Source organism: Collinsella aerofaciens (assembly GCF_015554145.1).
Lineage (GTDB): Bacteria > Actinomycetota > Coriobacteriia > Coriobacteriales > Coriobacteriaceae > Collinsella > Collinsella aerofaciens_AA.
On the sequence record NZ_JADNHZ010000013.1, the window covers coordinates 50,883 to 69,207 of the forward strand.

The following is an 18,325-nucleotide window of genomic DNA, read 5'->3' on the forward strand; positions in this document are numbered from 1 at the left end:
TTATGAAGTTTCTTAAAGACAAGCAGACGCGTCACGACTTTGTTACGTACGCCATGTGCCTTGTGGCGTTCGCCATCGTGTTCTTTATGCAGTCCAACCACATGATTCCGCGCATGATCGCCGGTCAGCTGGTTCCCATCACGGCCTATATCGTCATGGCCATCTCCCTTAACCTCGTCGTCGGCATCGCGGGCGACTTGTCGCTGGGCCACGCGGGCTTTATGAGTGTCGGTGCCTATACGGGAATCGTCACCGCCGTCGCGCTGGAGAGCGCCGTTCCCTCCGATCCGGTGCGCCTTATCATCAGCATCGTGGTCGGTGCCATCGCTGCCGCCATCCTGGGCTTCTTGATCGGCATCCCGGTCCTTCGCCTGAGCGGCGATTACCTGGCTATCGTGACGCTGGCCTTTGGCGAGATCATCAAAGAGATCGTCACCTGCCTTATCGTGGGCGTCGACTCCCGCGGCCTGCATGTGATCTTTAACATCACGGGCAACTCCACGATCGACGACCTGCACCTGCTCGAGGACGGCACCGCCATCATCAAGGGCGCCCAGGGTGCCTCGGGCGTGTCGACGTACTCGACCTTCCTCGCCGGTGCCATCCTGGTCATGGTCGCGCTCGTGATTGTACTCAACCTGGTGCGCAGCCGTACCGGCCGTGCCATCATGGCCGTGCGCGATAACAAGATCGCAGCCGAGTCCGTAGGCATCTCCGTCACCGAGTACCGCATGATCGCCTTCGTGGTTTCCGCTGCCCTCGCCGGTGCTGCCGGAGCTCTCTTCGGCGGTAACTTCTCGCAGCTCTCCGCCACCAAGTTCGACTTCAACACGTCGATCCTCATCCTGGTGTTCGTGGTCCTGGGCGGTCTGGGCAACATGCGCGGCTCCGTCATCGCGGCGGCGTTGCTCACGGTGCTTCCTGAGCTGCTCCGTCAGTTCTCGGACTACCGCATGCTCATCTACGCCATCGTGCTGATCCTGGTCATGATCTTTACCAACAACCCGCAGCTCAAGGCGTTCTTCGGTCGCGTCAAGGACCGTTTTGCTTCCAAGAAGGAGGTGGCAGCCGATGCCCAGTAAATTTGAGTTCAACAAGGGCAAGATGGTCCCGTATCCTTCTGGCGCCATCGTTCCCGATCGCGACCTGGGCCAGCGCCCGGCGCTCGAGTGCATCCACCTGGGCATTGAGTTCGGTGGCCTTAAGGCAGTCGACGACTTTAGCCTGACTATCGGCAAGACCGAGATCGCCGGCCTGATCGGCCCCAATGGTGCCGGTAAGACCACGGTCTTCAACCTGCTCACCAAGGTGTACCAGCCCACGCACGGCACCATCCTGCTCGACGGTGAGGACACCTCGGGCAAGTCGGTCTACCAGGTCAACCGCATGGGTATTGCCCGCACCTTCCAAAACATCCGCCTGTTTAACACCATGACGGTGGAGGATAACGTTAAGGTCGGCCTGCATAACCAGGAGCGTTACTCCGGCTTTGAGGGCGTGCTGCGCCTGCCGACGTATTGGAAGCACGAGAAGGCCGCCCACGAGCGCGCCATGGAGCTGCTGTCCATCTTTGATATGGAGCATCTGGCAAATGAGCAGGCCGGCTCGCTGCCTTACGGCGCTCAGCGTCGTCTGGAGATCGTCCGTGCGCTTGCCACCAACCCCAAGCTGCTGCTGCTCGACGAGCCTGCCGCCGGCATGAACCCGTCCGAGACCGCCGAGCTCATGGAGAACATCGTCAAGATTCGTGACACCTTCGGCATCGCCATCATGCTTATCGAGCACGACATGTCGCTCGTTATGAACATCTGTGAGGGCATCTGCGTGCTCAACTTTGGTAAGGTCATCGCCAAGGGCACGGCCGAGGAAATCCAGAACAACGACGCCGTTATCGAGGCGTATCTGGGCAAGCAGGATAAGGGGGAGAACTAAATGGCAGAGCCGATGCTTTCCGTCTACAACATCAACGTCTGGTACGGTGCCATCCACGCCATCAAGGACATCTCCTTTAACGTCAACGAGGGCGAGATCGTGGCTCTGATCGGTGCGAACGGTGCCGGCAAGTCCACAACGCTCAAGACCGTCTCGGGCCTGCTGCGCTCCAAGACCGGCTCCATCAAGTTTATGGGCGAGGACATTACTCATACGCCCGCCGATAAGCTGGTTGGTAAGGGCCTGGCCCAGGTGCCCGAGGGCCGTCGCGCCTTTTTGCAGATGACGGTCGAGGAGAACCTGGAGATGGGCGCCTACACGCAGCCCAAGTCCACGGTTGCTCCGGGCCTTGAGCGCGTCTACGAGCAGTTCCCGCGCCTGAAGGAGCGCCGTCGCCAGGTCGCCGGCACCCTTTCGGGTGGCGAGCAGCAGATGCTCGTTATGGGCCGCGCCCTTATGAGTAACCCCAAACTGCTTATGCTCGACGAACCTTCCATGGGTCTGGCGCCGATTCTGATTGAGCAGATCTTCCAGATTGTCGAGGACCTGCACAAGGCCGGCACCACGGTGCTTCTGGTCGAGCAGAACGCGCAGATGGCGCTCTCGATCGCCACACGCGGCTACGTGCTCGAGACCGGCAAGATCACCATGACCGGCACCGGCCAAGAGCTCCTGCACGACGATAACGTCCGCAAGGCCTATCTCGGTGGCTAGGAGGTTCCGCCGTTCTACCGAACGGCGGACCGGCCGACGCTGCGCGGGCACCAGAGCGACAACTTGTCATTCAAAGAGGGCGGCATGACCAGAAGGTCTATGCCGCCCTCTTTTCATGCCAATTTGTTCGCTCTGGCGCCCGCTCGCTGTCCGTCCTCTGCCTGCGGCGTTGCTTTGGTTCTGACATTTGGGGTAGTCGCTGGGGACGTTCTTGAATGACTAGTCGTTTAAGAACGTCCCCAACGACTAGGTCAAAAGGCTCCGAGCGCGGCGTGCTCACGCCCGTCGTGGTGTGCCCGAAGGGGGATGGCCGCTACGAGCTCGATCATTTGCGAGGAGAAGACGAACCAGCCGTTGCAGATCCAATATGGATCTCGCCGACCTCGGCAAGCTGCTCGATGAGCGGAAGCCCTGTCGGGTCGTCTATTTCAACACCACCCAGAATGATGGTGTCATCGCGCAGGTCGATCTGTGTGTTGAACACAGCGAGGTTAAAGCCGGAGGCCACAAATCCGATAGCAGCCAGGACGAGCCCCGTGGCAACAAGCCCACCCGCTACGGCAAGGTAAATCTTTTTTACGCTGGACATGTTTGCACTCCTTCCTATGCCGTAAGCGGCGCCGCTTCAGCGCCCCTGCGGCTCTTATTGCCTCGATCTTTCCAGAAGGGCGAAACGGCTTTCTTCGCCCAAAGGGCAGAGAGGCACGCGATCTGCTTGGACGCCGTCCAGGCACCGGCTCCCGCGAGGAGCGCCACACCGATGGAAACGAATCCCATTCCCATCGAGGTTAAAACGTACGGAACATGCCCGATAATGATGCCGTCCGCGGTGAACAGGAGCCCCACCACGCCCGCGCCCCCGAATGCCGCGGCCACGATCCACACGCAGAGCGCAAGAACCCAAATGCAGATGTAGACTGTAGCGGCAACGGCGACGAACGCGAGCAGCAGCGGAATCCATACCGGAGAGCCCACGATGGCGAGCGCCCATAGAAGCGCCGTGCTCTTGCGCTTGGTCCTCGCAATTGCGCGCGGCACGGCGGGCAGTTCGTCGAGCGTTGCCTCGGCGACCTCACCGAGCGTGCCCATGGCGGCCACAGCCTCGGCCTCCGTCATGCCGTCCTCCATACGGTCGGCGATGGCCTCCGCGTAGAACTCCTGCGTTTCCCTTACCTGATCTGCCGGCAGGCAGGCCAGAAGCTCGCCCAGCCGGTTCAAGAACTCATCGCGCGTCATGGTGCGCTCCCTTCACGTAACGGTAGATTTCCTGCACGGATGGCCATTCGGCGAGGAGCTCGGCGATACGCTCATGCCCGGTTTCCGTGATGCGGTAGTACCTTCGCAGCCGCCCGTTGTGCTCGGCGGAGCGCGCCGTGATGCACCCCGCTTTCTCCAGGCGCTTGAGCAACGGATAGAGCGTGGACTCCGTGAGCCCCATGCTCGCGGGCACGTCCTTCACGATCTGATAGCCGTAGGATTCCTCGCCCGAGACGGCCGCGAGCACGCAGGCCTCGAGGAAGCCGCGCTTCATCTGTGCCTCCATCCGCACACCTCCTTTCGTAGTATACTGTGCAACACCTGCTATATGACACATAGTATATGATGTCAACAGTTGTCGTATAGGGAGTCCGGTCTGTCTGTCCCCTGCGGGTACTCATTGGGGACGTACTTAAATGAGTACCCATCGCTCAAGGTGGCACCTGGGGACGTTCCTTATGTGCCGGCACTTTGGGACACTCCTTGTCAAGGTTTTGTTCCATCGTGCGGGTTGCTATTTAACGTGCGACAATGCCGTGTGGAAATCGAAATGTCTCCTGGGGGCTATCTATGCTGTACGAGTTTTGTGCCGAGAACTTTGAGCGTGTGCCGGCGGCTATCGATGCCGGTGCTAAGCGCATCGAGTTGTGCGACAACCTTGCCGTCGGTGGTACCACGCCCTCGGCCGGCGTTATCAGCACTACGGTCAGCTATGCTCACGAGCATGACGCGCGAGTGATGTGCATGATTCGCCCGCGTGGCGGTGACTTTCACTACAACCAGGACGAGCTGCGCATGATGGAGATGGACTTGGGTCTTGCCGTGAGCGCCGGCGTTGACGGCCTGGTCTTTGGCTGCTGCAAGCCCTGTGCCGGCGGCTGGGCGCTCGACGAGCTCACCCTCGGCGCCCTCGTGATGGCTACGGGCTGCGCGACCGAGGAGTGCAAGCGCGGGGCCATCGATATCACCTTTCACATGGCCTTTGACCAGCTCTCGCTCGAGGCTCAGCTCGATGCCATTGACACACTCGCCGACTGCGGCATCACGCGCATCCTGACGCATGGTGGTGCTGCCGGAACGCCGATCGAGGACAACCTGGAGCACCTGTCGCGTCTTGTCGAGTACGCGGGCGACCGCCTGACCATCCTTCCCGGTGGCGGCATTTCCACGGCCAATCGCGATACCGTGGCGGCGGCACTGGGCGTCTCCGAGCTCCATGGCACCAAGATTGTGCCGCTGGAGGTATAACCCGTGGCGCTGGTATTTGACGTTCAACAGGCGAACGGTAAGCCCGACGACAACCGTCGTCCCGGCACCGCGTGCCCCTTTTGCGATACCGAGGAACTCGCCAATATCATCCGGCGCGACGGTGACTGCATCTGGCTCGAGAATAAGTTTAAGACCTTGCGGGCCACTCGCCAGACCGTATTGATTGAGTCGTCCGACCACGACGCCGACCTGGTGACCTATGCGCCGGACGAGCTGCATCATGTTATGCGGTTTGCTCTGGATTGCTGGCAGCGGATGATTGACTCCCGACAGTATCGCAGCGTTCTCATGTACAAGAACAAGGGCCCACTTTCGGGCGGCAGTCTGGTCCATCCGCACATGCAGATTGTAGGTTTGGAGCAGGAAGACGGCTATGCTTCGCTGACTTCCGCCAATTTCGAAGGAATCAATGTCTGGCAACAGGGGAGAATCTCGGTCAATATCTCAACCGAACCGATCATGGGGTTCTTTGAGATCAACGTTTCAGCCCCGCAGGGAATCGCCGCCAGCGATGGCGCACGAGACCAAGCCGAGGCGGATCTCTTTGCCGATGCGATCCAGGTAGCTCTGCGCTATATCCTAAACGGGCGCCACGGTGGTCGCGCAGAGTCGTACAACTTGTTCTTCTATCACCTGGGCGGTCGGACCATTGCCAAGGTGCTGCCGCGTTGGGTGGTTTCGCCCTACTTTGTCGGCTATCGTTTGGCCCAAGTCAATGCCGAGACGACGCTCGATATCGATGCTGAGCGTCTGCGTGCGCATCTGGAAACGCTCGTATAGCAAGACTAACACCCGCGTAATGCGGACAGCCTAGCGTGCCAACGCATCGCGACCGGCCTCGACCCGTTTGCGCTGGGCAGCGCGCTCCTCGCCGGTTAGACTCTCAAAGAGGTGTCCGATAAGCGAGGCAAGCACCTGCTGAAACAGCGTTCCGCACATGACGGGGAACACGACCTCGCCCGGAAAGTACTGTGTGGCGATGACGGCGCCCGAAGAGATGTTGCGCATGCCGCAGGTAAAGCACATGGTAGTCGTCTCGCTATATGGCAGATGCAGCGCACGTGCGACCAGAAAACCGACGACAAAGCCGCTGATGGCGAAGACCAAAATAAAGAGGGCGACTTCCAGGCGCACCGCGTTCATGTGTAGCACGTACTCGCTCATAGCGGTGGAGTTGGACGCGATGACGCCCATCATCATGAACTTGCAGGCGGGCGAGAGCGCGGGAGAGAGTTTCTCGTGGCCCCAGCCGCGCGTGAGTTCATTGATGACAATACCGAGCACAGCGGGGATGGCGATCATAAAGGCCATGTTCTGCATCATGCTCGGCACGTCGATCGAGACGGTGGCGCCCAGCAGGAGCTTGAGCGTAAGCGGAATCGTCACAGGTGAGATGACCGAGGACGTCAGGATGATGGTGAGCGCGAGCGGGCCGTTGCCGCCGAACATGCTGATCCACATAAAAGCGGTGACGGCCACGGGCACGCTGTATTCGAGCACAATGCCGCAGACAAGGTTGGGGTTGGAGCCAAAGAAGAGTGACCCCATGGCATATGCCGCGATGGGAATAAGCACCGCCGAGACGAGCAGCGCCAAGACCAGGTGCAGCGGACGGCGGAACACCTCGGTTACCTGGTGAAAGGTGTTGCTGAGCGCACCCTGAAACGTCATAAAGGCAAACAAGGTGGGAACGATGGGCTTGAGTACGCCAATCTGTTGGGGAAAGAGCACGCCGAGCGCCACGCAAATCGGAACGATGACCTGCATGTGCCCCGCGAGAAACTTGCCCAGTCCAACCCATTGCTTCATATGCGCTTGTGACTCCCTTTGCCCGTGAACCCGTTTTGAATGGATATGCTAGACGCTCGCATGCGTCCGTGCGTCAGAAACGCTCGAATATTTCGAGGCTATTACCGGCATCGTTTGCCGAAACCGCGGCGTGCTGCGGCGATTTGCGTCCGCGCTGCACGGTATAATAAATCCGTTCAACAGATCTGCCTGCCGAAGCGGGCATACACAGAGGACTCATCGCTATGAACCGTGAGAGGTATCGCGGCGACCTGCCCCTATCGGGGGTGGGCGCCTATGTCATCGCTTAAGACGACGCATCGCTGGGCGGTCGCTCAGCAAAACCCCGAACTCGAAAAGGAGCTTTCAGCTGGTCTAGGAATACCCGGGCTGGTGGCGCGCATTATGGTTGCGCACGGCATTACATCCATCGAAGAAGGCCAGCTGTTTTTGACGCCTTCGCTCGATCGCGACTGGGCTGACCCACTCATTATCCCGGGCATGTCGGTCGTTGCCGACCGCGTCGAGCGTGCTATTCGCAACCACGAGCACATCGCGGTCTTTGGCGATTTTGACGTTGACGGTATTACGTCGACCTGCCTGTTAACCGAGGCGCTGCGCACGTTTGGCGCCGATGTCACGCCGTTTATTCCGCATCGCTTTGACGAGGGCTACGGTCTTTCGCGCGCGGCGCTCGACCGCGTTAACGAGCTCGCTCGCCCCCAGTTGATCGTGACCGTCGATAACGGCATTGCCGCCAAGGAAGAGGTTTCCTATCTGGAGAGCCTGGGAATCGATCTGGTGGTTACGGACCACCATGAGCCGTCCGACCAGGTGCCGCAGGGCGTGCCCCTGACCGACCCCAAGCTCGAGGACGAGGGGCCCTCGCGTGAACTTGCCGGTGCCGGTGTGGCGCTCAAGCTGGTGCAAGTCCTGGGTGAGCGCCTGGGCAAGCCGTCGTATTGGCGTTCGTTAATCGAGGTCGCGGCGCTGGGCACCGTGTCCGACATGATGCCGCTCACGCCCGAGAACCGCGCGCTGGTTGCCGAGGGCATCCAGCAGATGCGCGTAACCGCTCGCCCCGGCTATATCGCGCTTGCCGCGCTCGCCAAGGCCGACCTTTCTACCATTACGGCCGACGGCCTGTCGTTTTCGCTCATCCCTCGTCTGAATGCTGCCGGCCGCATGGCTGATCCCAAGCTGGCGCTCGACCTGCTGCTTGCCCGTGATCCTGTCGAAGCAAGTGCACTGGCAGCCGAGCTCGAGGAAATCAATCGCCAACGCCGCGAGATCGAGGCCGAGCTTACGCGCGATGCCATGGCGAAGGTCGAGAAGACCTATGACGGCGGACGCGCAATCGTCGTGGGTGGCGAGGGCTGGCACGAGGGCGTCAAGGGCATCGTGGCAAGCCGTCTGACCAACCGCTATCACGTGCCGGCGCTGCTGTTCTCGATCGAGGACGGTATCGCGCGCGGCTCTGGTCGCTCGGTGGGCAAAGTTAACCTGTTTGACGCCGTCGAGCGCTGTTCCGACCTGCTGATTCGTCGCGGCGGACATGCCGGTGCGGTGGGTGTGACCATCGAGGCATCCAAGCTCGATGAGTTCCGCCGCCGCCTTTCCGCCGTGCTATCGGAGCTTCCCGCCGAGGACTTTGAAGACACCGACGAGGTCGCCGCCACCGTCGACCTTTCCGAGCTGAATATCGAGACCATCGAGCAGATCTCCCGTCTTGAGCCGTTTGGCCAGGGCAATAAGGTGCCGCTTCTGGCCGCCGAGGGCGTGACGATGTGCGACCGCGCCGTGGTGGGCAAAACCGGCGAGCACATGCGCTTTGTGGCGACCGATGGCGCCGCGAGTGTGCCGGCCATTATGTTCCGCGTGCCGCAAATCGATAAGCTCATCAACTGCGATAGCGCTGTCGACTTGGTGTTCGAGGCCGTTGCCGAGCATTGGCAGGGGCGTGTGAAGCCCAAGCTCATGATCAAGGATGTTCTGGTCCGCGATACCACGCTGCCCAGCGTCGACGATCCGGCATGCGAGCTTCGTCGTGGCGTGCAGCCGGCGGATTTCGGCCTGCGCCTGGAGTCGCGTAAGCGCGAGACGCTCGCCCAGCTTTCCTATACCGAGCTCACGCGCTCGCTTATCCATAGCTTTATCGGATCGTACCAGCCGCACCGCGCACAGGTCGAGGCACTCGATGCCTTGGCCGACCACCAGAGCGTCTTGGCCGTTATGGGAACGGGCCGCGGCAAGTCTCTCATCTTCCATGTACATGCTGCGCGCGAGGCTGTCCTTCGCGGACGTGCGAGCATCTTTGTCTATCCGCTGCGCGCGCTTGTTGCCGACCAGGCCTATCACCTCTCGTCGACGATGGCAGCGCTTGGCATTGGCGTTGGCGTACTGACCGGCGAGACCGTGGAGGCCGCACGCGATGATGTGTTCGCCGGTTTGGCTTCGGGCCGCACCGGCATCGTGCTTACGACGCCCGAGTTCCTGTCCATTCACCGCGACCGCTTTGCGCGTTCGGGGCGCATCGGTTTTGTCGTTATCGATGAAGCACATCATGCCGGTCTTGCCAAGGGCGGCGACCGAAGCGCCTATCTCGACATGCCCGATATCCTCAAGGCCCTGGGCGACCCGGTCGTTCTGGCTGCGACGGCCACCGCAACGGCTCCGGTCGTGGCCGAGCTCGCCCGCGTGCTACCGATTATCCGTACGGTGGTCGACGAGACCGTGCGTGAGAACTTGCAGCTCGAGGACGACCGCGATCTTGCGAGCCGCGAGAACCGTCTGGTGTCGATCGTGGCGACGGGGGAGAAGACCGTCATCTACGTCAACTCGCGCGACCAGTCCGTGGCGCTTGCTAAGACGCTGCGCAAGCGGGTACCCGATTGCGCGACCCGCATCGCGTTCTATAACGCGGGGCTTGCACGCTCCGATCGTCGCCGTGTCGAGGAAGCGTTTCGTGACGGAAGCCTCAGTTGCATCGTTTCGACCTCTGCCTTTGGCGAGGGCGTGAACCTGCCCGATATCCGCCATGTCGTGCTCTACCACATGCCGTTTGGCGCCATCGAGTTCAACCAGATGAGCGGCCGCGCCGGTCGCGACGGCCAGCCTGCCGTGATTCACCTGCTCTATTCGTCGCGTGACGCTCGCATTAACGAACGCCTGCTCGACTGCTACGCGCCCGAGCGCGACGAGCTCGTCACGCTCTATCGAGCACTGCAAACCATGTGGCGCTCCAACCGCGGCAAGACAGGGGATGATTCATTCTGCGCAAGCGATATCGACATCGCGCAGATGTGCCTTGCAATCGACGCGCGCACGCCGGTCGACGAGCGCTCGGTGGAAAGCGGCCTGGGAATCTTCGAAGAGCTTGGTTTTTGTCGCGTTTCGGGGTTTGACGATACGCGTCGCATCTCAATGGCAGAAAACCCCGGCCGCGTGCAATTAAGCAGGTCAATTCGCTATTTGGAGGGCTTGCGCTCGCGCATGGAGTTCACGGCTTTTCGGAGCTGGGCACTCGATTCGTGCGCTTCTGATATGCTAGCCAAAGTTAACCGCCCGATCGTACCACGGGCCTAGGGGAAGGGGACCTCGATGGATGCCGCAGCCCGTACCGCCCATGATTCCACCCTCCAGCCGTTTTCGGAGATGGAGCACTATGAGCATGCCGATGAGCTGCCGCCCGAGATTATGGCGGACAGCTACGACAAGCTGGAGCGTCTGTGTCTCAAATATATGAATGAGGATGACTTCTCCAAGGTGGAGCAGGCCTACTGCTTTGCTGCCGAGAAGCATTGCAACCAAAAGCGGCGCTCGGGTGAGATGTACATCAACCATCCTGTCGAGGTGGCTATCATTCTGGCAGACCTCAAGATGGACTGCGACGTGGTGTGCGCCGCGTTGCTGCACGATACCGTCGAGGACACCGAGACCTCGCTCGCCGATGTTTCGGGTCTGTTTGGCGAAACCGTGGCAGAGCTCGTCGACGGCGTGACCAAGCTTACCAACATCGAAGTCGACAGCATGGACGAGAAGCAGGCCCTCACGCTGCGCAAGATGTTCCTCGCCATGTCCAAGGACATTCGCGTTATCATCGTCAAACTTGCCGACCGCCTGCATAATATGCGTACGCTAGCGGCCCTTCGCGAGGACCGTCGCCTGTTTAAGGCCCGCGAGACCATGGACGTGTATGCGCCCTTGGCCGACCGCCTGGGCATGAGCTCTATTAAGTGGGAGCTCGAGGACCTGTCCTTCTTCTACTTGGAGCCCGATGCCTACCAGCGCATCGCGCGCATGGTGGCTGAGTCGCGCGAGGTTCGCGAGCGCTATCTGGCCGAGACCATCAAGACGCTCACCGACGAGCTCAACCGCATTGGCCTTGAGGGTTTCCAGATTAATGGCCGCTCCAAGCACTATTGGTCCATCTATCAAAAGATGAAGCGCAAGGGCAAGGAGTTCTCTGAGATCTACGATCTGGTGGCGCTGCGCGTTATTACGCATTCGGTGCGCGATTGCTACTCCACGCTCGGCGCAGTGCATACGCTGTGGCACCCCATGCCTGGTCGCTTTAAAGACTATATCGCCATGCCCAAGGTCAATAACTACCAGTCGCTCCATACGACGGTTATCGGCCCCACAGCCCGCCCGCTCGAGATTCAGATTCGAACCTATGAGATGCATGAGCAGGCCGAGTACGGCATTGCCGCCCACTGGCTCTATAAGAAGTCGGGCGGATCGTCTGCGTCTAAGACCAATGATGCCCAGCGCCTGGACGACCAGATTAACTGGCTCAAACATTCGCTCGATTGGGCTGCGTCTGATGAGATCACCGATGCCAAGGAATACCTGCATTCGCTGAAGGTCGACCTCTTTGATCAAGAGATCTTCGTCTTTACGCCCAAGGGCGAGGTCATGGCACTTCGTGCCGGCTCCACGCCACTCGACTTTGCCTATGCCGTTCATACCGAGGTCGGCAACCACTGCGTCGGCGCTAAGATCAACGGTGCGGTGGCCCCACTCACGCACGAGATCAAGACGGGCGACCGCGTTGAAATCCTGACCAACAAGAGTTCCAAGCCGTCGCGTGATTGGCTCAAAATCGTCAAGACGCCTTCGGCCAAGTCAAAGATCCGCCGTTACTTCGCCGCCGCGACCAAAGACGATGACGCTGCTGCCGGCCGCGATATACTGGCCAAGGACTTGCGCAAGCGCGGGTATGGCATCTCTACGCCGCGATCCACGCGTGCGCTCAACGCCGTGGCGGAGCAGTTTAATTACAAGCAGCTCGAGGACCTGTTTGCCGCCGTCGGCGCCGGCAAGGTTGCCCCGCGCGCCGTGGGTAACAAAGTCGAGCAAATCTTGGACCCCAAGCCCGAGGAACAGCTCACCAAGGCCGAGGCTATCGCCGAGGTCGTGAAGCAGCCCGCTCGCGGCTCCAACCGCAAGCCGCAAAAGCGCGGCAAGAGCGCCAGCAACGGCATTATCGTCAAGGGCGAGAGCAACAGCGGTCTGCTGGTCCGTCTGGCGCATTGCTGCAATCCGGTGACGGGCGACGACATCGTCGGCTTCATCACGCGCGGTCGTGGCGTTTCGGTGCATCGCGCCAACTGTCCCAACGTCAAGGGTCTTATGGAGCATCCCGAGCGCATGATCGAGGTGGAGTGGGACGGCGCTGCCGACACCCTCTTCCAGGTCGAGATCGTGGTCGAGTGCCTGGACCGCATGGGCCTTCTCAAGGATGTCACCATTGCCATTGGCGATGCGGGCGGCAATATCCTTTCTGCCGTCACGTCGACCAACCGCGAGGGTATTGCAACCCTGCGCTTTATGGTCGAGATCTCGGACGCGAGTGGTCTGGATCCGCTGCTGGCCTCCATCAGCAGCGTTGACTCGGTCTACGACGCGCGCCGCCTGATGCCCGGTGAGGGTGGAGCCCAGCTTAAGCGCCGCGTTTAGTCGCGACGAACGTGTCACATTATCGATATTCGCTACACTCGAGGCATCGTTTGATGCCTCGAGTTCTATAGAGGGGAGAGGGACATGAGTGCTGTGTCCTTGGATTTAACTCCCAAGGGATCGGTCGAGATCGAGACGCTCGTAAACGGTCCCATTCAGACCAATAGCTATGCTGTTATTTCGGATAATGAGTGCGTGATTATCGATCCCGCATGGGAAGGCGAACGCCTAGTGGAGCATATTCGAGCCGAGCATCCCGGCGTACGCGTGTTTGGCGCCGTATGCACTCATGGCCATGCCGATCATGTTGGTGGTGTTGTAGGCGTGCGAACCACCGTTGGCGAGGGCTGTCAGTATGAGCTGTGTGCTAAGGATGCGGCGGTGCCGCATGCGAACATCGAGGAACAGCGAGCTATGTGGGGCATTGAGACGCCTGACCCCGGGGAGCCGACACGCCTGCTCGCCGAGGGCGATGCTATCGAGGTGGGCGATATCTACCTGCAGGTGATCGAGACGCCAGGGCATACGCCGGGCGGGATCGTCTTGTTTGCTGCCACCGAGCAGGGGAACATTGCCTTTGTGGGCGACACCCTGTTTCCGGGTGGGCACGGCCGCACCGATCTTTCTGGAGGAGACGAGGCGGCGATTCTGCGCTCGCTCTCCAAGCTCGCCCGGCTTCTCCCGCCCGATACCGTTTGCCTAACCGGCCATGGCGATTCGACCACCATGGCACGCGAGCTCATGCAGAACCCTTTCATGCGGATGTAGCTTAATAGTCGGCTTTTGAAGCACGAGAAGCGTCCAAACGTCAAGCTATTTTTCCCCAACGGGTCGATTCCGTAGGGCAAACGGTCAAAAAAGTCTGTTTGGACGATATTCGTGAACAAACGAACGTTTATGCTCGGGTGCGCCGTGGTAAAATCTCAGGCGTTATCGGAGCAACCTTACAGGAGGTTTCTTTTATGCTCGTCAACGCAGCAGACATGCTCAAGAAGGCCGAGGCCGGCAAGTACGGTCTTGGTGCCTTCAACACCAACAACCTCGAGTGGACCCTGGCTATTCTCCAGGCCGCCGAGGAGGCCAAGTCTCCGCTGATCCTTCAGTGCACCGCTGGTGCCGCTAAGTGGATGGGCGGTTTCAAGGTCTGCGCCGACATGGTCAAGGCTGCCGTCGAGGCCACGGGCGTTACCGTTCCCGTCGCCCTTCACCTCGATCACGGTTCTTACGAGGACTGCTTTAAGTGCATCGAGGCCGGCTTCACGTCCATCATGTATGACGGCTCTCACGAGGAGACCTTCCAGCTTAACCTCGACCGCACCAAGGAGCTCGTTGAGCTTGCCCACTCCAAGGGCATGTCCATCGAGGCCGAGGTCGGCGGCATCGGCGGCACCGAGGACGGCGTGACCTCCAGCGGCGAGCTCGCTGATCCTGCTGAGTGCAAGCAGATCGCTGACCTGGGTGTCGACTTCCTCGCCTGCGGCATCGGCAACATCCACGGCGTGTACCCCGCCGACTGGGCTGGTCTTTCCTTCGAGCGTCTGGGCGAGATTAAGGCCCAGACCGGTGACCTGCCCCTCGTTCTGCACGGTGGCACCGGCATCCCCGAGGATCAGATCAAGAAGGCCATCTCCCTGGGCATCTCCAAGATCAACGTCAACACCGACCTGCAGCTCGTCTTCGCCAAGGGCGTCCGCGAGTACATCGAGGCTGGCAAGGATCAGCAGGGCAAGGGCTTTGACCCCCGCAAGCTCCTCAAGCCTGGTCGCGACAACATCGTTGCCCGCACCAAGGAGCTCATGGAGGAGTTTGGCTCCGTCAACAAGGCGTAAGCGTCGCTAAACTTCTCGCCGGAAGCCCCGTCCCCCTACACTGTTTCCTTTGCGCTCACCTGGCTTTGCCAGAAGTCGCGCCAAGGAAACAGTTCCGGGGGACGGGGCTTCCTTCGTTTAGCGCCGCAGGGTTACGAGGCTGAGTTATTTATTTGACTACCGTTCAGCGGTGTTGATGGCTCCCTTGTTGGGGCTTTCTTTTTATCTCGCTACAATGGGCTTCAAGCGTTCTAGTGACTTGGAGTTTTGGTATGGCTGTTATTAATGTGCTGCCTTCGGATGGGAAGGTTATTGACGAGGGTCCAGTTGGTTGCTCTGCTGATGTTTGCTGTGATGACTTTCGTCATCTCGATGTTGGACTGCCGCCCGAGATTCTTCGTCTTATGGATGCCGGGTATTTGACGCAGGCTGTTGCTGCCTGCGATCGCCTTTTGGAGCAGAACCCCGAGCCTTCGCTGGCTGCTTGTGTTCGTGCCGAGCGGTATCGCATGCTCGAGACGCCGCTTCATTTTTCGGTGTCGCGCGACCAGGCTATTGCGATGATTCGCGAGGAGTGGCCAGAGTTTACCGAAGAGCAGTTTGATGACCTGATTAATCGTAAGCGTATTGACTGGCGCTTTATCGATGGCGAACTGTTCGTTCTCGACAACTTCCTCGATTCGCTTCGCGTATATCCCAAAGAGGTTCCCGGCATGCGGCCCGATTCTACGGACGGAATAGCACTGCGCAACGAGATGCTCAAGGAGATGGAGTCACAAAACGGATTGGCTCGCGTCATTACGCTTAAAGCGTCCGTGTCTGTCCCCGGCGCTCTGGAAGGGGAGACCGTTCGCGCGTGGCTACCCGTTGCCGCCGCCTGTCGTCAACAGTCTCATATCGAGGTTCTCGATATGACGCCGGAGGGTGCTGTTGCCCCCGCGAATGCTTCGACGCGTACCGCCTCGTGGTCTTCTTCGAGTGAGCGCTCATTCTCGGTGACCTATCGCTATCAAATTGATGCCGCTTATCGTGATGTCTATGGGGGTGCGCTTCCGGTGCATCCTTGCATGGACGCGCCACTGCCCGTGGACACCTCCGAGGACCGTCCGCACATTGCATTCACGCCGTATCTACAGCAGCTGACAGCCCGTGTCATTGATGGGCTCGAGGATCCGCTCGATCGCGCCCGTGCTATCTATGATTACCTGACGCAGTACATCGACTATCGCTATCAGCCGCCGTACTTGCTTTTGGGATCTATTGCCGATGACTGCGCGCATTCGCTCCGCGGCGATTGCGGCGTTATGGCGCTCACGTTTATCACCATGTGCCGTATCGCGGGCGTGCCTGCCCGTTGGCAGAGCGGCCTGTATGTTGCGCCCGATTCGGTGGGGTCGCACGACTGGGCAGAGTTCTATACGCCGCAGACCGGTTGGCTCAACGCCGACGTGTCATTTGGATCTTCTGCTCGCAGGATGGGGGAGGAGTGGCGCCGCCGTCACTACTTTGGCAATCTCGACCCGTGGCGTATGGTGGCCAACAATCGATTCCAGGCAGAGTTTGAGCCCTCTTTCGACGGCATGCGCGAGGACCCTTACGATAACCAGATGGGTGAGGCTTCGGTCGACGGTCGCGGATGCCGTCGGCGCGAGATGCTCCGCACGGTCGAACTCATCGAAATGCTCGAAGTTCCATTTTCGGACTAATCGGTAGAAAGCTGTGATAAACTAACTCACGCATTGCGTGCCCGAGTGGCGGAATTGGCAGACGCAGTGGACTCAAAATCCACCGTTGGCAACAACGTGCGAGTTCGAGTCTCGCCTCGGGCACCATACATGCAAGTGAGCGTTCAAGGGGGTTGCGGCCCCCTTTTTCGTGCCGAACTCGCGTGAGCGCGCGAAGCGTTAAGCAAACAGGCCTGTGGCCTGTTTGTAGCGGAGCGTGGCGAGGGCGCCATGCGCCCGAAGCCCGGGGCTTCGCAAAGCGAAGGCCCTTTGAGTCTCGCCTCGGGCACCATACATGCAAGCGAGCGTTCAAGGGGGTCAAGGCCTCTTTTTCGTGTACGTAATGTGATAACGCGCTGTACGTGTTATTATTCGCAAGGCGTTGTTCCCGCAATGCCTTAAAGAGGAACCCGAGGGCTCCCACCTTTTGGCGCCAATGAGCAGCTGACTGGTCATACAACTTAGATTCCCTTCCTCAAATCGAGGAAGTCTATGTGTACGACCTGGTTGCTGAGAAGCGCCGGGTTATTTTTTTATGAATGGAGGTAGGGAAAATAGCTAAGTCTGATGACACCCGCATCAACGACGAGATCACTGCATCTTCGTGCCGTTTGATTGGCGTCGATGGCTCTCAGCTCGGCCTGTTCGCCATCCGCGATGCCCAGCGCGTCGCCGACGATCAGGGTCTCGACCTGGTCGAGATCGCTCCCAACGCGGAGCCGCCGGTCTGCAAGGTCATGGACTACGGTAAGTTCAAGTACCAGCAGGCCATGAAGGCCAAGGCTGCTCGTAAGAACCAGTCCAAGGTCGAGGTCAAGGAAATGAAGTTCCGACCCAAGATTGACGTTGGCGACTACGAGACCAAGAAGGGCCACGTTCTGCGTTTCCTCAAGAAGGGCGCACGCGTTAAGATCACCATCATGTTCCGCGGCCGTGAGATGGCTCACCCGGAGCAGGGCCTTAACGTTCTCGAGCGTCTCGCCGAGGATCTCAAGCCTTACGCTACGGTCGAGTCCAAGCCTAAGATGGAAGGCCGTAACATGCTTATGCTGCTCGCCCCGATTAAGGGCGCCTTCGATGAGGATAAAGCGGCAAGCGATACCAAGTAACTAGTGTTCTGTAACCGATTAAGGAGTATTTCATGCCTAAGATGAAGTCCCACAGCGGCACCAAGAAGCGTTTCCGCAAGACTGGTACCGGCAAGCTTATGCGCGCCAAGGCTTTCAAGAGCCACATCCTGAGCAAGAAGTCCACCAAGCGTAAGCGTGGCTTCCGTCAGGAGACCGAGATCGCCGCTGCCGACCGCAAGGTCATCAAGTCGCGTCTCGCCTAAGTTCGCGTTCCCGTTTTTCGTTTTACCGTCTAGGAGTTGATAGAACATGGCACGTATTAAGCGCGCTGTTGCCGCCAAGAAGAAGCGCCGTACCGTTATGCACCGTGCGAAGGGTTACTACGGTGCCGCTTCGCGTACTTACAAGCATGCTAAAGAGCAGGTCCAGCACTCCCTGCAGTATCAGTATCGTGATCGCCGCAACAAGAAGCGCGAGATCCGTTCTCTCTGGATTACCCGTATCAACGCTGCTGCTCGCCTGAACGACATCTCTTACTCTCAGTTCATGCACGGCCTGAAGGTTGCCGGCATCGAGCTCGACCGCAAGGTCCTGGCTCAGATGGCTTACGAGGACATCGAGTCCTTCAACGAGCTGGCTACCATCGCCAAGAAGGCTCTCGAGGCCTAATAGATTCTCTTGAATCGCTAGGGGAGTGTCGCGTTGTGCGCGGCGCTCCCTCTTTTTCAAGACTTTAGTCTGCTGGCCGCGCAGCGGCCAGCTTTAAACCACCCGCTATGCGGGTGGAGACAAACGGCTTTAC

The 18,325-nt window shown here is 59.6% G+C and carries 17 protein-coding genes and 1 tRNA gene; 14 read left to right on the plus strand and 4 right to left on the minus strand.

Annotation, left to right across the window (positions count from 1 at the left end):
- Positions 1 to 2: 2 nt before the first annotated feature.
- The 3 genes from I2E13_RS06640 to I2E13_RS06650 are packed head-to-tail and all read left to right on the plus strand — an operon-like array spanning position 3 to position 2,646.
- Positions 3 to 1,082 carry a branched-chain amino acid ABC transporter permease gene (locus tag I2E13_RS06640; protein WP_117821257.1) on the plus strand — a complete coding sequence of 360 codons (1,080 nt, stop codon included), beginning with the start codon at positions 3 to 5 and terminating at the stop codon, positions 1,080 to 1,082.
- A complete protein-coding gene (locus tag I2E13_RS06645; RefSeq protein WP_089573307.1) occupies positions 1,072 to 1,932 on the plus strand; it encodes an ABC transporter ATP-binding protein in 861 nt (286 codons plus the stop codon). Before I2E13_RS06640 ends, I2E13_RS06645 begins: the two co-directional genes overlap by 11 nt.
- Positions 1,933 to 2,646, plus strand: a complete 714-nt coding sequence (locus tag I2E13_RS06650; RefSeq protein ID WP_006234438.1) for an ABC transporter ATP-binding protein — start codon at positions 1,933 to 1,935, stop codon at positions 2,644 to 2,646.
- A gap of 325 nt (positions 2,647 to 2,971) precedes the next feature.
- Here the strand turns inward: I2E13_RS06650 and I2E13_RS06655 are convergent, their stop codons facing one another.
- Genes I2E13_RS06655 through I2E13_RS06665 form a run of 3 tightly spaced genes read right to left on the minus strand, consistent with a single transcriptional unit; the run spans position 2,972 to position 4,189 of the window.
- Positions 2,972 to 3,235 (minus strand): hypothetical protein, encoded by a 264-nt coding sequence (locus I2E13_RS06655; RefSeq protein ID WP_117776090.1) that lies wholly within the window; start codon positions 3,233 to 3,235, stop codon positions 2,972 to 2,974.
- Between the two features lie 14 nt (positions 3,236 to 3,249).
- Positions 3,250 to 3,882: a DUF1700 domain-containing protein gene (locus tag I2E13_RS06660; protein WP_117637815.1), complete on the minus strand. Its 633-nt coding sequence runs from the start codon at positions 3,880 to 3,882 to the stop codon at positions 3,250 to 3,252.
- Positions 3,869 to 4,189 (minus strand): PadR family transcriptional regulator, encoded by a 321-nt coding sequence (locus tag I2E13_RS06665; protein ID WP_195404592.1) that lies wholly within the window; start codon positions 4,187 to 4,189, stop codon positions 3,869 to 3,871. Before I2E13_RS06665 ends, I2E13_RS06660 begins: the two co-directional genes overlap by 14 nt.
- Before the next feature lie 284 nt (positions 4,190 to 4,473).
- Between I2E13_RS06665 and I2E13_RS06670 the strand changes: the two genes are divergently transcribed.
- Together I2E13_RS06670 and I2E13_RS06675 are read left to right on the plus strand one after the other, a co-directional pair.
- Complete coding sequence (locus I2E13_RS06670) at positions 4,474 to 5,151, plus strand: copper homeostasis protein CutC (protein WP_117736941.1); 678 nt, start codon at positions 4,474 to 4,476, stop codon at positions 5,149 to 5,151.
- A 3-nt stretch (positions 5,152 to 5,154) separates the two neighbouring features.
- Complete coding sequence (locus I2E13_RS06675) at positions 5,155 to 5,952, plus strand: DUF4931 domain-containing protein (protein WP_195404593.1); 798 nt, start codon at positions 5,155 to 5,157, stop codon at positions 5,950 to 5,952.
- A gap of 30 nt (positions 5,953 to 5,982) precedes the next feature.
- On the opposite strand, the gene I2E13_RS06680 is transcribed toward I2E13_RS06675, so the two are convergent.
- The gene (locus I2E13_RS06680; protein WP_195404594.1) at positions 5,983 to 6,981 is read right to left on the minus strand and encodes a bile acid:sodium symporter family protein; all 999 of its coding nucleotides are present in this window, start codon (positions 6,979 to 6,981) and stop codon (positions 5,983 to 5,985) included.
- Positions 6,982 to 7,257: 276 nt separating this feature from the next.
- On the opposite strand from I2E13_RS06680, the gene recJ reads away from it, so the two are divergent.
- The 9 genes from recJ to rplT all read left to right on the plus strand — a co-directional run bounded on the left by recJ (position 7,258) and on the right by rplT (position 18,192).
- Entirely contained in the window at positions 7,258 to 10,545 is a 3,288-nt protein-coding gene (gene recJ / locus I2E13_RS06685; protein WP_195404595.1) for a single-stranded-DNA-specific exonuclease RecJ, read from the plus strand.
- A gap of 15 nt (positions 10,546 to 10,560) precedes the next feature.
- Positions 10,561 to 12,921, plus strand: coding sequence for a RelA/SpoT family protein (locus I2E13_RS06690; RefSeq protein ID WP_195404596.1), 2,361 nt, complete (start codon positions 10,561 to 10,563; stop codon positions 12,919 to 12,921).
- Positions 12,922 to 13,005: 84 nt separating this feature from the next.
- The gene (locus I2E13_RS06695; RefSeq protein ID WP_195404597.1) at positions 13,006 to 13,689 is read left to right on the plus strand and encodes an MBL fold metallo-hydrolase; all 684 of its coding nucleotides are present in this window, start codon (positions 13,006 to 13,008) and stop codon (positions 13,687 to 13,689) included.
- 194 nt (positions 13,690 to 13,883) lie between these two features.
- Entirely contained in the window at positions 13,884 to 14,750 is an 867-nt protein-coding gene (fba, locus tag I2E13_RS06700) for a class II fructose-1,6-bisphosphate aldolase (protein ID WP_035137086.1), read from the plus strand.
- Between the two features lie 251 nt (positions 14,751 to 15,001).
- A complete protein-coding gene (locus I2E13_RS06705; RefSeq protein WP_195404598.1) occupies positions 15,002 to 16,435 on the plus strand; it encodes a transglutaminase-like domain-containing protein in 1,434 nt (477 codons plus the stop codon).
- A gap of 39 nt (positions 16,436 to 16,474) precedes the next feature.
- Positions 16,475 to 16,561 (plus strand) — tRNA-Leu (locus I2E13_RS06710).
- A gap of 431 nt (positions 16,562 to 16,992) precedes the next feature.
- On the plus strand, positions 16,993 to 17,562 hold the full coding sequence (gene infC / locus I2E13_RS06715; RefSeq protein WP_006234423.1) for a translation initiation factor IF-3: 570 nt from the start codon (positions 16,993 to 16,995) through the stop codon (positions 17,560 to 17,562).
- A 32-nt stretch (positions 17,563 to 17,594) separates the two neighbouring features.
- Positions 17,595 to 17,786 carry a 50S ribosomal protein L35 gene (gene rpmI, locus I2E13_RS06720; protein ID WP_006234422.1) on the plus strand — a complete coding sequence of 64 codons (192 nt, stop codon included), beginning with the start codon at positions 17,595 to 17,597 and terminating at the stop codon, positions 17,784 to 17,786.
- 46 nt (positions 17,787 to 17,832) lie between these two features.
- Positions 17,833 to 18,192, plus strand: a complete 360-nt coding sequence (rplT, locus tag I2E13_RS06725; protein ID WP_006234421.1) for a 50S ribosomal protein L20 — start codon at positions 17,833 to 17,835, stop codon at positions 18,190 to 18,192.
- The last annotated feature ends 133 nt before the right edge of the window (positions 18,193 to 18,325 follow it).